Source organism: Nostoc sp. DedSLP04, from assembly GCF_034530775.1.
Lineage (GTDB): Bacteria > Cyanobacteriota > Cyanobacteriia > Cyanobacteriales > Nostocaceae > Nostoc.
Map to the genome: position 1 here is coordinate 46,609 of NZ_JAVRCL010000014.1, position 15,847 is coordinate 62,455.

Annotated in this window: 13 protein-coding genes; 8 read left to right on the top strand and 5 right to left on the bottom strand. The window is 41.7% G+C overall.

Translation table 11 applies throughout. The features are described 5' to 3' along the window. Positions 1–651: 651 nt before the first annotated feature. The 7 genes from RMX89_RS10835 (at position 652) to RMX89_RS10865 (ending at position 8,189) form a co-directional block, all read left to right on the top strand. A complete protein-coding gene (locus RMX89_RS10835) occupies positions 652–885 on the top strand; it encodes a hypothetical protein (protein WP_322688929.1) in 234 nt (77 codons plus the stop codon). A 2-nt stretch (positions 886–887) separates the two neighbouring features. Next, entirely contained in the window at positions 888–2,567 is a 1,680-nt protein-coding gene (locus RMX89_RS10840; protein ID WP_322688930.1) for a hypothetical protein, read from the top strand. A gap of 541 nt (positions 2,568–3,108) precedes the next feature. Continuing rightward, positions 3,109–3,441, top strand: a complete 333-nt coding sequence (locus tag RMX89_RS10845; protein WP_094351322.1) for an RNA recognition motif domain-containing protein — start codon at positions 3,109–3,111, stop codon at positions 3,439–3,441. 116 nt (positions 3,442–3,557) lie between these two features. Then, complete coding sequence (gene rpsU / locus RMX89_RS10850; RefSeq protein ID WP_012407716.1) at positions 3,558–3,746, top strand: 30S ribosomal protein S21; 189 nt, start codon at positions 3,558–3,560, stop codon at positions 3,744–3,746. Between the two features lie 270 nt (positions 3,747–4,016). Beyond that, positions 4,017–5,780 carry a serine/threonine-protein kinase gene (locus RMX89_RS10855; RefSeq protein WP_322688931.1) on the top strand — a complete coding sequence of 588 codons (1,764 nt, stop codon included), beginning with the start codon at positions 4,017–4,019 and terminating at the stop codon, positions 5,778–5,780. A 377-nt stretch (positions 5,781–6,157) separates the two neighbouring features. Further along, the gene (locus RMX89_RS10860) at positions 6,158–6,721 is read left to right on the top strand and encodes a pentapeptide repeat-containing protein (protein WP_322675240.1); all 564 of its coding nucleotides are present in this window, start codon (positions 6,158–6,160) and stop codon (positions 6,719–6,721) included. 283 nt (positions 6,722–7,004) lie between these two features. Further along, on the top strand, positions 7,005–8,189 hold the full coding sequence (locus RMX89_RS10865; protein ID WP_322688932.1) for a M20 family metallopeptidase: 1,185 nt from the start codon (positions 7,005–7,007) through the stop codon (positions 8,187–8,189). 80 nt (positions 8,190–8,269) lie between these two features. Here the strand turns inward: RMX89_RS10865 and RMX89_RS10870 are convergent, their stop codons facing one another. The 3 genes from RMX89_RS10870 to RMX89_RS10880 all read right to left on the bottom strand — a co-directional run bounded on the left by RMX89_RS10870 (position 8,270) and on the right by RMX89_RS10880 (position 12,490). Beyond that, positions 8,270–9,322, bottom strand: coding sequence for a hemerythrin domain-containing protein (locus RMX89_RS10870; protein WP_322675242.1), 1,053 nt, complete (start codon positions 9,320–9,322; stop codon positions 8,270–8,272). Positions 9,323–9,585: 263 nt separating this feature from the next. Then, positions 9,586–11,049: an ABC transporter substrate-binding protein gene (locus RMX89_RS10875; protein WP_322688933.1), complete on the bottom strand. Its 1,464-nt coding sequence runs from the start codon at positions 11,047–11,049 to the stop codon at positions 9,586–9,588. A 70-nt stretch (positions 11,050–11,119) separates the two neighbouring features. Continuing rightward, positions 11,120–12,490, bottom strand: a complete 1,371-nt coding sequence (locus tag RMX89_RS10880) for a serine/threonine-protein kinase (RefSeq protein WP_322688934.1) — start codon at positions 12,488–12,490, stop codon at positions 11,120–11,122. 614 nt (positions 12,491–13,104) lie between these two features. On the opposite strand from RMX89_RS10880, the gene typA reads away from it, so the two are divergent. Continuing rightward, positions 13,105–14,895, top strand: a complete 1,791-nt coding sequence (gene typA, locus RMX89_RS10885) for a translational GTPase TypA (RefSeq protein WP_322688935.1) — start codon at positions 13,105–13,107, stop codon at positions 14,893–14,895. A gap of 228 nt (positions 14,896–15,123) precedes the next feature. On the opposite strand, the gene RMX89_RS10890 is transcribed toward typA, so the two are convergent. Together RMX89_RS10890 and RMX89_RS10895 are read right to left on the bottom strand one after the other, a co-directional pair. After that, complete coding sequence (locus RMX89_RS10890; protein ID WP_322688936.1) at positions 15,124–15,480, bottom strand: DUF4288 domain-containing protein; 357 nt, start codon at positions 15,478–15,480, stop codon at positions 15,124–15,126. A 16-nt stretch (positions 15,481–15,496) separates the two neighbouring features. Further along, positions 15,497–15,832, bottom strand: coding sequence for a hypothetical protein (locus RMX89_RS10895; protein WP_322688937.1), 336 nt, complete (start codon positions 15,830–15,832; stop codon positions 15,497–15,499). Positions 15,833–15,847: the final 15 nt, after the last annotated feature.

Sequence of the window (15,847 nt, forward strand, 5' to 3'; positions counted from 1 at the left end):
CGTCTTTAATCACTTAGGACTTACGCAAGTGTCATAAAAAAATCGGATTTGTAGTTGTAAGCGGCTCTAGCCCTTATTTTGAGGACTAAAGTCCTCTCTGCGAGACGCTACGCGTAGCTTGCTTCCCCGGAGGGGTACACTACGAACTGAAAATAATATGCCAAGCTAAAAGCGTAGCTTGCTTCTTTGTAGGGATACAAGTCGGGAAACCGCAAGGGCGCAGTGACTCCCCAACTTACGTAGTTTAAGGTTTTTGGGGCTAACGCAAGCGTATTGAGTTATATATTAGTCACATCTTTCTTAATAGTCACTTATTAACTTGCAATCCGCTGTATATTGCTTCTGCAACTCTGACTAATTAAGCAAGTACTAGAAATAACTGACACTAAAAATAGTGGAAATCTCAGTAAATACTGTAGGAGCAGTAGCTTGCAGAATAAGGATTTTGTCACAAAATTTAGCAGAAATCAACATAATTTTTCAGGTTTTAACTGAAGAATAATTTAGCTAGTGCAAGAAGGCATAGATAAGTCTCAGTAGCGGCTTTGAAGTACCTAATAGAACTGGTGATTAATTTCTGCTCAAAGACAGCAGGAACAATTCTCCACATTGATTTCTAGCTTCTTACTTGTAGTATTTATGAAGATATTTATGCAATCAAATTCTAGTACTCAACCAACTCCCAACTTCCAATATATAGACTACAAAATGCCAACTGATTCGTCTGTTAACATTTTCATCGGATATTCTATCTTGATTCCAATGATTGTGTTTGTTGGGTTTAATATCTATAAGAAATACCAGACTGCTGTTTTTTGCCGACAAGTTGCTTATTTAGAGAAACTGTGGCATTTGAATATTAAAAAAGAGCTTGAAGAAAAATAATAATGAAGTACTTATTTCTAGTTTGGGTGCTTATATTCTCTTTAGTCGCTCCTAGCGCGGCGATATCTGATAACAAGCCGCTTCTTGATGAAAGCTTATACCAACACGTTGACGCTGAAGTAAAACAGCCATACTACTTAATATCTGGACTTGGCACAATCCACCATCCAGTTTCTACTTCTAATCCCCAAGCCCAAAAGTTTTTCGATCAGGGATTAAATTTAATTTACGCTTTCAATCATGATGAGGCAGTGCGTTCTTTTCAATACGCTGCCAAACTCGATCCCCATTTAGCGATCGCATATTGGGGTGTTGCTTTAGCCTTGGGGCCCAACATTAACTCGGCAATAGACCCCAATCGGGAATTAGCTGCTTATCAAGCGATACACCAAGCTTTGGCCCTTTCTACCCAAGCTTCCACCCAAGAACGGGACTACATTACCGCCTTAGCAAAACGTTACTCTCAAGATACCGATGCTGATTTGTATCAACTAGCGGTAGATTACGCCAAAGCAATGGGAAACCTAGTCAAGCGCTATCCTGATGATTTGGATGCGGCGACACTTTACGCTGAAAGCCTGATGGATCTGCATCCTTGGCAGCACTGGACTAAAGATGGTAAGCCACAGCCAGATACAGAAAAAATTGTGGCTGTTTTAGAATCAGTTCTCAAACGTAACCCGAATCATGCAGGAGCTAATCATTACTATATCCATGCAGTAGAAGCCTCACCTTCTCCAGAACGGGCCCTTGTCAGTGCTAACCGACTCGGAACTCTAGCGCCAGCAGCAGGACACTTGGTACACATGCCAAGTCATATTTATTTTCGTGTGGGAGATTATCAAGGGGCAATGCAGGCAAATGAGCAGGCGATCGCTCAAGATGATATTTACATCAAAAAATATCAAGTCCAGGGCACTTACCCCATGATGTACTACAACCACAACGTACATTTCCTCATGGTGGCCAGTAGCATGGCAGGAAGATATGAAGATGCTCTGAAATCCGCAGATAAATTAGTTGCAAACGCTACTGCAATTGACCCCTATGCACCAATGCTTGAGGGATTCCTCGGCAGCAAAATGCTGATTCAGACACGCTTTAGTGATTGGGATGCCATCTTAAAAACTCCTGCTCCCGCAGCTAAATTGCCCACTACCACAGCACTTTGGCATTTTGCTCGCGGTATGGCGATCGCAGCCACAGGCAAACTTGAAAATGCAGCAAGTGAAAGTCGGGCATTACTAGCTGCCAAACAGGGAATTTCCACCGAGGCAACTATTGGATTTAGTCCTGCCAGTAATATTTTAGACATTGCCTCAAAAGTTCTAGACGCCAAAATTGCTAGAGAAAAGCATGATTATGAATTTGCTATCCAATTACTAGAAAAAGCAGTAGTAGCAGAAGATGCCCTTAATTACGTGGAACCACCAGACTGGTACTTTCCAACGCGGGAATCTTTGGGTGCTGTGCTTTTGGCTAAGGGTGACTATAGAGAAGCTGAGAAAGTCTTTCGTGCCGATTTAAAAAAATATCCCCATAATGGACGTTCTCTATTTGGCTTGCAGGCAACTTTGCAGGCACTAGGCAAAGATGAGGCCGCTCAACTTGTCAAAGCTGAATTAGAGACTGTTTGGAAAGGTGATGTTCGGCAACTTAAGATTGCAACTTTGGTTAATTAGCCGAACATGAATGTTACGCCACTTACTCTCCTTTTTCAAAAAAAGAGGCTAGCGCCAAAGAAAAAGACTCGCGATGCTTGCTGCTATAAGCATCGCAGTTGCTTTTATAGCAGGTTTTCCCAAAGAGTACAAGTCACAATAGTTTTATATTTGTTGCCTGACTTTGCCTTTCGTATTAAAATCTTGAAGTAATGCTTCATAGTGAATGCAGTCAAACGTTCAATTCGGATATTAAAGATGCGCCCCTGCATGTCTGATTTTCTATATCACCCTACAGAATTTATCTTATTCCATTTCCAACCCCTTTTTGCGGTGGATTGTACTTAGGGTATGTGGGGGCGGGCGATCGCACTTAAGCGATCGCATCACTAGTTAACTATCTACTGGATGCAAAGAGTTGGCTCGTATGTCATCCTAGATTTATGAGAGTTAATTCAGTGATGTCTTTGGTTTTAGTATTGAAAGGCTTTTTCCTTTTAGTATTTACAGACTTCTGAGAGAAATTAAAATCTCTACACAGTGATGATTTTGGAGAGAATCGATGTCAATTTATGTAGGTAACCTCTCTTATGACGTTACACAAGAAGATTTAAGTGGTATTTTTGCAGAATATGGTACTGTAAAGCGCGTTCAAGTACCTACTGACCGTGAAACAGGTCGTCCGCGCGGCTTTGCTTTTGTGGAAATGGGAACTGAAGCTGAAGAAACTGCTGCCATTGAAGCTCTCGACGGTGCTGAGTGGATGGGTCGTGACCTGAAAGTGAATAAGGCTAAACCCAAGGAAGACAGAGGTGATAGAGGTTCCTTTGGTGGTGGTAACAGAGGAGGATACGGCAACCGCGGCGGTGGCGGTGGCGGTGGCGGACGATACTAACCTTGGAAACAAAAACTTACCAAGAGTCTTAAGGTCAGACAAACAAAAGTCTGTCTTTTTTTTGTAATGTTACCGCCTGCATAGCCATTGATGAAGTCAACTTAGTAGGAGAAATAATGACCCAAGTAATTGTAGGTGACAATGAACACATTGAGTCAGCCTTACGACGATTTAAACGAGAAGTTTCCAAGGCGGGAATTTTTCCAGACATGAGAAAGCATCGTCATTTTGAAACACCCTTAGAAAAACGCAAGCGCAAAGAAGTTGCCAAGCACAGACAAAGTAAGAGAAGTTTTCGTAATTAAGGGCTGAGATACAGCAGAATTCAGTCCTTCTGAATTCAGGAGCGGAGCCGAAGACGCTTTGCCTCCGGTCAAAATTCAGAATTCAGAAGTCAAACAGGCTTTATACCTTGCTTTGAGACGCGAGCTTGTGTACTTCACCTTCCTTGAAATTCGCTGTAAATATGAATGAATTCCCTCATAGATTCTATGAGGGTTTTCCTTTTGTCTATTTTAAAATCACGAAACCTAAAGAAACGCTAAAATCAAGTCAGCCTTTGTATTGTAGCGGTTGTGTCCCACATCACTCAGAGTGCGGTTCACTGCATAAATCCTGATTGTCAACGTCCTTATCCTCAGCCTTGGGGAAACAAATTTTGCAACAGCTGTGGCGCACCGCTAGAGTTGTTAAACCGCTATGTTCCACTTCAGCCCTTGGGATCGGGAGGATTTGCTCAAATCTACACAGTTTGGGATGAAAAAACTCAAACAGAGAAAGTGTTGAAAGTATTGGTAGAAGATTCGCCCAAGGCACTGGAGTTATTTACCCAAGAGGCGGCAGTTTTATCCGGTTTGCACCATCCAGGTGTCCCCAGAGTTGATGCCGAAGGGTATTTTCAGATACAACTGTTTAACCCCAAACCGCACCAACTGCCTTGCCTGGTAATGGAAAAAATCAATGGGCAAACTTTAGAGGAGATATTAAAAAACTTTCCCCAAGGGTGTCCAGAGAGTTTGGTTTTAAACTGGTTTGCCCAAGCTGTGCAGATTTTACAAGAATTACACAAACGTCAGATTCTTCACCGGGATATCAAACCTTCTAATTTAATGCTGGGTACATCTTCGCCATCTGTAACCCCGTCTCCAGGGCAAGCAGAGGGCGATCGCCTGGTATTAATTGATTTTGGTGGGGCGAAACAATTTAGTGCCTCTAAACTGCGTTCTCAGTCTAGTTCCACGCGATTATTTTCTTCTGGCTACAGTCCACCAGAACAAGTTACTGGAGGTATTGTTGGGCCAAGTGCCGATTTTTATGCTCTTGGTCGAACGGTGATTGAACTACTAACAGGCAAATACCCGCTAGAGTTGGAAGATCGGCAAACGGGTAAATTGCAATGGCGAACTGTGGTGAATGTCAACCCGCAACTAGCAGATTTGCTAGATGAGATGGTGCAGGAGGATGTGCGATCGCGTCCAGCGAATGCAGCTATAATTCAAAAACGTTTGGCGAAGATTTCTCAACCATTACCGCCACCAGGGTTATTTGCCCAACTGCAAGACAACATTAAGCAAGCCTCAACGCAAGTTTCCCAGAGATTTACACTGGTAACACAAGCTATCGAACAAGTTTTAGCTAACTTTAGCCTAGCTCTCACCAAAACCGTTATTTTTATCGCTCAGACAATCATCAAAATTTTCCGAGCTTGTTTGGCGACGATTTGGGCGATGCTCCTCAGTAGTATAGGCGCTTGTTTTGGTGCGATCGCTGGTTTTATTTTGGCCTATCACACCAGCTTAGGGCCTCAGATTGTAGAATTTATTGGGAGTCAGCTAAATCAATTAGTACCAAATACTCAGCCCGTCTTTGGGGCAGATATTTTGGTGTTCGTCGCCGCAGGCTGGGGAACCGCATGGGGATTGACAGTATCTGGTTGTTTTGGTCAACGGCGGCGGTTTTTAGTGGCATCCCTGATGGGGATAATTAGCTATGGCTTTGGCTGGTTGATTTTGCAATTAATCACCCCAAAAGATAGCGGCGAGGGCTTAATGGCAGTGATTTTAGTGGCAGTTTGCCTACTCACGTTGAGTTTAGGACTTCGCAGCCATCATGTAGTGTACGCTCTGTTCGCAGCCTTTGGCAGTGCGATCGGCTATGCACTTTTGATTCTTTTGAAGTTAGGTGCACCTCCAATTTTCCAATTTACCAGTCAACCAGCCTGGTCAGAGTTACAGTTACCTCTAATTTTTTTTGGCTCTATAGGCTTCTTTATCAGCTTCTGGTTAGGAGTGAGTTATTACCTAATTGTCCCTGGACTGCGCCTTTTAGGATGGCGATGAAGAAGGCAGGGGGGCAGGGGAGTAGGGGGCAGGGGAAGAATTAATAACCAATGCCCAATGCCCAATGCCCAATGCCCAATGCCCAATGCCCAATGCCCAATGCCCAATGCCTAAAAACAAGATCCCCCTAGTCGTATTTTTATCGAGCTAGGGGGATCACATATTTGGTAGTCTATAATTGGTTCGGTATAGTTCCTTACGATTTGATTCTATAGCCTATATTTCCGTTTGAGTAGTCTTACTATTAGAATTTATAGTATTTTTACAGCTTCTTAATCAATGCTTCATCCCTGTACTTCCTTAGAGAAGCAGTATATGTAAGGATGACAGTACGTAATGTTCGTAACTTGTCATTTTTGTAAATATCAGTAAAAAATATGAAACTTAAGATTATTGCCACCGTCTCCCTGTTAGCTTGTTTAGGGTTTGCAGAGCAGGCTCTTGCGTTAAATCAGCTAGACTTGGATCAGTTGAAGGCAACAAGTGCCTGTCCTCGGTGTAATTTGAGTGGCGCTGACCTAACTAGGCTGAATCTAACTGGAGCAAATTTGCGAGGGGCTGACTTGAGCGGCGCTACATTATCTCAAGCTAATCTCACGAATGCCGATCTCACCGGTGCAAATTTAGAAGGTGCGATTCTGAATTCGGTAAATCTGAGTGGTGCTTCCTTAACAGGAGCAAATTTGAAATCAGCATCCCTGGAAAATGCTGATTTATCTTATGCCGGTTTTATCAGCGCCAATTTGGAAGCAACAAACTTAAAAAATGCAATATTGCAGTTTACTAATTTTCGAGGGGCTAACTACCGACTAACAACTCTGGCTAATGGTGTCGTCACCTCTGACAAACCCTATGGCTGGTCGTTAGAGCGTCAAAATCCCAGAGAATGTAACGAGTTTAAACCCGAAAATACTTTAGGCACAACTTGCTATTCAAAATAAACTGGGGCATTGGGCATTGGGAATGGGGCATTGGGCATTGGGCATTGGGCATTGGGCATGGGGCATGGGGCATGGGGCATGGGGAAGAGACAAGGTAGACAAGAAAAAAGGAAAAGACTTGTTCAATAATTCCCCCTTGTCCCCTTGTCCCCTTGTCTCCCCTGCTCCCCTGCTCCCCTGCTCCCCTGCTTGTTCTTAACACTCCTTGTATAGCAAAAGCATTTTGTTTGTTAACAGTTCTTTATCATGGGAAAAAAGCCTAGCCTATAGATTAATTAAATCGATGCTTACCCATATAAAAGACTTAGCAGCAAAACTAGCGCCCCGCTTAATTGAAATTCGCCGCCACATCCACTCTCACCCAGAACTCAGCGGTCACGAGTACCAAACAGCAGCTTTCGTAGCTGGTGTTTTGTCTTCCAGTGGACTGCACGTACAAGAAGGAGTTGGCAAAACGGGTGTCATTGGAGAACTTCAAGGCACTGGCCAAAATGACCGTTTATTGGCAATTCGCACTGATATGGATGCCTTGCCAATTCAAGAGGGCACTAATTTGGAATATGCCTCTCGTGCAGATGGGATTATGCACGCTTGCGGTCACGATGTCCACACCACTGTAGGGTTAGGAACGGCAATGGTGCTGTCCCAAATGGCTGAGGAATTAGGTGGAAAAGTGCGGTTTTTATTTCAGCCAGCCGAGGAAATTGCTCAAGGGGCAAGCTGGATGGTGAAAGATGGGGCGATGCAAAATGTCTCAGCTTTATTAGGGGTTCATGTTTTCCCTTCTATACCCGCAGGTTCTATTGGGGTGCGTTACGGGGCATTAACAGCCGCCGCTGATGATTTAGAGATTCTGATTATGGGAGAATCTGGACATGGGGCGCGTCCTCATGAGGCGATTGATGCGATTTGGATTGGTTGCCAAGTGATTACGGCACTGCAACAAGCTATCAGCCGGACACAAAATCCTTTGCGTCCTGTAGTATTGAGTATAGGGAAATTTAATGGTGGCAGAGCGCCGAATGTAATTGCCGATAAAGTGCAGTTATTGGGAACTGTGCGATCGCTCCATCCTGAAACCCGTGCCCATCTCCCAAACTGGATTGAAAACATTGTATCTAATGTTTGCCATACCTACGGAGCAAAGTATCAAGTCAATTATCGCCAAGGTGTACCCAGCGTCCAAAATGATTACGCCCTGACGCAATTGTTACAATCAGCCGCAGAAGAAGCTTGGAGTAGCGATCGCGTTCAAGTACTACCCGAACCCTCCCTTGGCTCTGAAGATTTTTCTATTTATTTAGAACATGTCCCTGGTTCTATGTTTCGCTTGGGTGTAGGCTACAAAGAAAGAATCATTAACCACCCTTTACACCATCCCCAATTTGAAGTCGATGAATCTGCTATTATCACCGGGGTTGTAACTATGGCATACACAGCTTATAAATATTGTCAGCAAAATTTGTAAACAAAAACTCCCAGCAGATAAATGCTGGGAGTTTTTGTTTAACTAACCTTTTTAGCAGCTATAGAAAGCTCAAAAGCCTTCTACACATTGGATTCGCTAACAACACCTAATTTCTCTTGAATTTTGGTCTTAGCGGCTTTGAATTCAGTAGCCAGTTGCTCGCTTTCATCGCTGCTCAAGTTGTTACGAATGGCAGCAAACATTGTGCTTTCTTCTTGACGAATATGGTCGCCAACAGCTTCCATAAGCTGTGTAACTCGATCTTTGAATTCAGGTGACGAAGGGCTAATACCCTTAATTTGGTCTAACACCTGCTTCATTTCAGCTTGTTCATCAAACAGTTCTTGGGTGTTATCTTGACCGTAGAAAGGACGTACTCTTGTATAGACTACTTCCTCTTCAGCTTCAGCGTGGGCATTTAAATCCTTATAAATTTGACCGAAGTACTCTTGGATCTTCTGCGGATCGTCGCTTTGCAGTAGTTCGGTGAATAAGGTATTTACCTTGTTGTGATCGAGGCGGATGACATCTTGGATATTTAGATCCTTTTTGTCGCTGTTTTGGGTGACAGCACTACCTACTACGCCACTAACCGCGGCCATAGCGTCTTGAACACGTGCCCAAATTCCTTGATCTGCATCTTGTCCAGTGAGTTCGCGGACACCCAGAATTTCCAGAATGCCTTTAAGTTGTTCTTGGTGAGCGCGGTTTTCAAAGTTAATGGTATTTAATGGGCCGATCGCTAGCAACACATCAGCGCCAACTTTTTGAGCAGCTTTGTGAACTATCAAGCCACTCATTACTACTTGATGTTTCAGCAATTCATGCTGAGAAACTTTCTCATACAGGCTTAACTCAGAACCTTTGAACAATTCGCGAGCTTTTTCAATGAATTGTGTAACATTTTCTTTGGGTTCAGCCTGAATCCCATACTGACCAATTACAGTTTCTAAAATACCAAGGTTTTTTTCATCATCATTGATAAAATTTCGGATGCGATCGGCAATTTCAGCATCAAGCCCTTGCGTCAAAAGCGATTGTTCATTTTCGATGACCAACTGTTGCAGAGCTTTTAGACTTGCAAGTTTTACAGCAATAGCATTGCGTTTCGTATCATCTAAAGTAGTTACCATCCGTGTTCTCCTCGGCAAAGCGTTCGTAATTCTTACTTGATATAACCTTGACACAGAGGTTAGGGAGATTCCATCTTTCTTTTGAGCGATCGCGCTCACAACTCTGGGTAGAGAAAAAAACTTTTCCTTAGAGAAAAATCGAAGCGATCGCTTCAATTTTTGATTGCCATCAAATCAAGCAGTTTAGTATGACATTCAAATTGAATAAATTACCTATTTGAAAGCAATTTCTATCTTGAGAATGACAATTAAGCTCAAAAAAACTACTTCTTATTCAAGAGGGCAAAATCGTAACCAGTTCCACTAGAGCAAGACTCGCAACGCTCAATTTTGACAAGCATTGCTTCTCCTTGACGCTCCCCAGATGCCGAAAACTGAATCATTCCGGTTGCTCCAGATGTTGAAAAATTTGGATTAGACAATACCCTTTGTAATCCTTCGCGGGTACTATCTTTTTTTAAACCAGCAATAATTGCTTGGAGTGCATCATAAGCTCCTGCTGTTCTCTGATTTACTTGAGCATTCCAAAGCTGAAAGGCATTTTTTGCAAAAGGGTTATCTTTATTAGCATCACGATGCCAATACACAGGTAATACCATTCCTTCGAGATCCTTGCCATTTTGCAAAGTTGTAGCACTGTACATAGTTTCAGAAGCAAACAGTGGCTTTCTACCTTTAACTTCTTGTGCTACTTTGGTGGCAAAGTAGATATTTCTGATTGAAGGCATTAGTAAAAAGCCACTTGCATTTTCTGTTTCTATAGCTTTATCTACAAAAGCTTTAGGGTTAAAATTCTTATCTGCTAAATTGCAAGGCGTACTAATAACGTTGCTGCCATAATTTTTGATAGCTTGAGTGTACTTTTCTACAAGTATCTGATTTGATGAAGAGGTTGGATTATCTCTTGAATTACGAACATCGCCACAAATAGCAACATTCCTTGCTTGTCGAGCAATGTAGCGAGAATGAGTATCTACTAAATTATCATATAACGGATTTACGTGAAATAAGTAGTTATTTGTGAAACTATTAGGCTGACTATTTAATGCATTATTATCTAACTTTCCTGAATTTTCTGCTTGATTTGGTAGCTCGACGGGCAAGACTAAAACCAAACCTTTCTCTTTATATATTTCTGCGTTACGTCTAACACCCACAGCAGCTACAAGGCTTTTATCTTCAACTAATTCATTATCTAGCCGTGCAGAATCTTCTCTATTATCAGCACTTGCAATTACAATTTGCAATTTTTTACCATTAATTCCTCCTTGGATATTAACTTCATTTTGAGCTTGAGCTACACCGCGTAAAATCTCTTCTGCTAAACTAGGGTCGAAGTTAATTGGTGCGACGATCGCAACTTTTATAGCTGATGAATTATCTCGCGCTATTTTGGCATTATTTAAATAAATTAAAGTTTCTGGATCGTTGCGATTATTTTTCAGAGAATCAGTAAACTTTTTAACAGCAGTAATGTAATCTTTTTCAGCAAAAGCTTTAACTCCATCTGTTTTTTCAGGGGATGTTTGCACTTTCACCAAAATCCTTGTACCCAAATTCATTAATGACGACTTATTTGTAAATGAAGATGAAGTTTGTGTGGGGTTTGATGGTGTTGTTACGATAGTAGAAGATACTTTGTTAATCAACCATAAAATAGCTGCTACCATTACCCCAGCCAGACCAAGAGAAATAAGCAATCTCAAGTTTTCTTTTTTATTTGTCATGAATAACTACCAATACTTACAAAATTTATTTTAAATAAAGAGATTTATGACAATTGAACAATACAAAAAACTAAAGATATTTAGCAATCAGGTTGTTGATTATTTCAGATACACCCACAATAATAATTGTCAATATACCTGCTAGAATAACTAGCAATCCTACAAGTAACAGCCCATTTAAACCAGCTTTGAAAAGATTATTAGTTAAAAGATTTCTGAAAATAAAGACAACGAGTAAATTGGCGATGATAGCAATAACAATTAAATAAGCTTTTTCTAGAAGGGGGCGAGATTGAATAAAGACTAATCCTCCTAAAATGAGCAACCACAATCCAGAGCTAATCCAAGTCGTTCCGAGAAAACTTATAAGTGCGATCGCTAAAAATGAACTACCCGATCCAGCTATGATTGCTCCAGATAATAATCTACTGTTAGATAATTGTGGTAGATATCGAGTTGATTGATGTTGATTTTGCGGTTGCGTCCTTGATGGTAAAGTAGGTGGAATAACTGTAGGAGGTGATGTATACCTTAGCGGTGGCAACTTTTTTAAATCTTGTAAGACAGCCTGTGCAGATTGATAACGCTGTTCGTGATTTTCTTCTAGACACTTATTAAGAATTATCTCTAATTCTTGACTTATGGGTCGCGTTAAATGCTGCCGCCAACTAGAAGTCCAACCATAGCCTTGTTTCATCCACAAACTCGAAGGAGAGATATTGGTCAGCAGTTGAAAGCAAGTTATTCCTAAACTGTAGATATCACTAGACAGAAAAACTTTACCCGTTTGCATTTGCTCAACTGGTGCATAACCTAATGAACCAATAATTGTCCCGATCGTAGTGTTTGTAGGTTCCGTTTTTTGTTTTGCCACTCCAAAATCAATTAGTACTAACTTCCCATCATTTTGACGGCGAATAATATTTTCTGGTTTAATATCTCGGTGAATTACTTGTTGTTGATGTATGTATATCAGTACAGATAATAAATTCTTTAAAACATCTCGAATCTTGGCTTCATCAAAAACCCCTTGTTGTTTTAACTCTTGTAACAGATTTTGTCCTTCGATAAACTGCTGCACTAAATACAGATATTCAGCTTCCTTAAAATATGCATACAAATTGGGAATTTGGACATGTTCTCCTAGTTCTTTGAGACGTTTGGCCTCTCGTTCAAACAACTCAGTCGCTTTTTTATGTGCCTGACTACCCTGACTGGCATAAAATTGACTTAGAACCAGCTGCTTCACAACACATCGTTCATTAAGCTTGTCTATATCTTCGGCGATATATGTGCGTGCAAACCCTCCTCTCCCTAATGGTGTGATGATTCGGTAACGATTTCTCAATAGCGATACCAACTCTGTGCCACAACTGAGGCAGAAATTTGCCCCGTCAGGATTTTGGGGATTCTCGCAATTAGGATTTAGGCAGCAGACCATATAATTATCGCTGTCATTTTATTAGTTTTTAGGATATACCTTAAATTCTCTAGAAGCGTTACATTGTAAAGTCTCTACATAGATAATGACCTAGGCGTAGCCCGTCGTAGACATCGCTTCTTACTCTCGTAAACAATTGACCTGGCTCTACATTGCGATTGTTTTGCGTACACTGAATATTTTTGTAGATATACCCACCCCATTCTAGTCAATAAAAACCACGCTTGGCGATCGCTTCTCTATCGATCCCAAACACGAAATAACCTGACTTTTAGCAGCCAGGAACTTCATCTCTCTGGAACAAAGATCGCACTTTTCACCAAAGTATTTCAATGACTAAATTCCTCTATGCGAATCAACCGCAATTCTCAAAAGCAATACAGCCCTTCAGTTAACACCTGTTTGTCACAGACAGCTTTTTTTATCCCACCAACGCCGTAATTACCACACATCTCGATTGTGGGGTTTACAAAACTCCCCGCAATTGTGACGATTACGCTAGAATTATTAAAGGTTCTTTACAGAATTTGCCGATCCTTCTCAATTCTGTTAAAACAGCCTAGCATTCAAATGTAAATCTTATAAACACCCTCTAGAGTTCACCAAAAGCTTCTATGACGCTCCCAATTCGCAACGTCGCCATTATCGCCCACGTTGACCACGGCAAAACCACGCTGGTTGACGCACTCCTCAAACAATCCGGCATTTTCCGCGAAGGCGAAGACGTTCCGGATTGCGTTATGGACTCCAACGCCCTAGAACGGGAACGGGGTATTACTATCCTGTCCAAAAATACGGCAGTTCGCTACAAAGAAACACTAATTAATATTGTTGATACTCCTGGACACGCTGACTTTGGTGGCGAAGTTGAACGGGTACTCGGTATGGTTGACGGATGTCTTCTGATTGTCGATGCCAATGAAGGCCCCATGCCTCAAACGCGCTTCGTTCTGAAAAAAGCTTTGGAAAAAGGGCTGCGTCCCATCGTTGTGATCAACAAAATCGATCGCGGTCAGGCTGACCCCCACGTTGCAGTTGATAAAGTCTTGGATCTGTTCTTAGAATTAGGCGCAGATGAAGACCAATGTGATTTTCCTTATCTGTTCGCTTCCGGGATGGGAGGTTTTGCTAAGGAAACCTTGGAAGCAGAATCGGTAGACATGCAACCTTTATTTAACGCGATTCTAAAACACGTTCCATCACCAGTAGGTGATCGCAATAAACCTCTGCAATTACAAGTCACAACCCTAGATTATTCTGAATATCTGGGACGGATTATCATTGGCAGAATTCACAATGGTACTATCCGTTCAGGACAACAAGCAGCTTTAGTTACAGAAAACGGCACCATTGTCAAAGGTAAAATTACCAAATTGATGGGCTTTGAAGGTTTGAAACGGGTGGAAATGGAAGAAGCAACCGCAGGTTATATTGTGGCGGTGGCTGGTTTCGCTGATGCTTACATTGGAGAAACGATTACCGATCCTAACGAACCCCAAGCTTTACCACTAATTAAAGTGGATGAACCCACCTTGCAAATGACCTTCTGGGTGAATGATTCGCCCTTTGCGGGTCAAGAAGGTAAGTTGGTGACATCAAGACAAGTGCGCGATCGCCTTTTCCGCGAACTTGAAACCAACGTGGCTTTACGCGTTGAAGAAACCGATTCTCCCGATAAATTCCTCGTTTCCGGTCGTGGAGAACTCCACCTGGGTATCTTAATTGAAACCATGCGCCGGGAAGGATTCGAGTTTCAGGTATCTCAGCCACAGGTTATTTACCGCGAAGTCAACGGTCAACCTTGCGAACCTTACGAACTCTTGGTGTTAGACATTCCTGTTGATGCTGTGGGTAGCTGTATCGAACGCCTGGGACAACGCAAAGGCGAAATGCAAGATATGCAACCAGGTAGTGGCGATCGCACCCAACTAGAGTTTGTCATTCCCGCCCGTGGTTTGATTGGTTTCCGGGGTGAATTCATGCGGATGACTCGTGGCGAAGGCATCATGAACCACAGCTTCTTAGACTACCGTCAACTCAGTGGCGATATTGAAGCCCGTAACAAAGGCGTTTTAATCTCCTTTGAAGAAGGCGTTTCTACCTTCTACGCCATGAGGAACGCCGAAGATAGAGGAGCATTCTTTATTGTTCCCGGTACAAAGGTTTACAGAGGCATGATTGTGGGCGAACACAATCGTCCGCAAGATTTGGAATTAAATATCTGTAAAACCAAGCAGTTAACCAACCACCGTGCGGCTGGTGGCGATGAATTAGTGCAACTGCAAGCACCAATAGACATGAGCCTAGAGCGTGCTTTGGAATACATCGGCCCCGATGAATTGGTGGAAGTTACACCCCAATCAATTCGTCTGCGGAAGATGTCGAAGAAGTTGGCAAAACGGTAAGTAAAGCAATAACTTAATTAATTTAGAAAGCCTGCGGATGCAGGCTTTTTTGTTTGCTAGGTGTGTAACAATCATTTTTTAAATGAATATAACAATGAATAGAAGTATAATAATGCCCGAAATGCCCGATGTTTATTACACATGAGCCAAAGTCAGTAGCACTTAAATCATCCTGTCTTAGTGCTTTTACACGTGTGCGATCGCGTGGTTTGATAACTATTCTCCAAGTTACTCTTGAGATAATAATGGCTCAAATGACTGGTAAGCCTGATAGTTCCGAAAATGTCGAGCATATAAATCAACAATATCCTCAGATGAATCAAAGTCATCATACAAAACTGAATTCACGTCTACTAATTGCTGCAAAGACCAAGTAATAGTTTCTCCATTTTCATTTGTATAGCTGACACTTTCATTTTTACTATGATTCAAAGCCTTTGCTTTTGCTTCCTCTAAAGAAGTGGCTTTAATCAAAACAAAGCTTTCTTGGTACAAAGGTTGATAATCAGGTTTATCTGAAGATGATTTGTAGAGAATTATAGCAATATAGAAGGATTCTGCTTTATTTGCATTTTTAGTTTCCATTTCATGTTCTCTATAGCTATTTTTTGAATCTATTATCATTCAATAACTTCCAAGCTTTTTTACCACTAGCCGATCTGCTTTTCTTGATGTCTTCTAAATAAGAGTTCAGAAACTCGCTCGGAAACTCCCGCCTAATCGATGCTTTTCGGCACACACTAATAAAAGTATCAGCAAACAAACTTAAGTTATCGTTGGCTTCACAACTAGCCCCTGGTCTAAATTGGCTTATTAGTAAGGATTGCTCAGATAAATTTGCATTGTTGTAATTATAGGTTAAAGCCTGGGAGTGAGTAGCAATAGGTTGTACAAACAATCCCATAGTTAACAGACTGACCAGTGGTTTTTGCAGCATATAGTTGAAAAATAG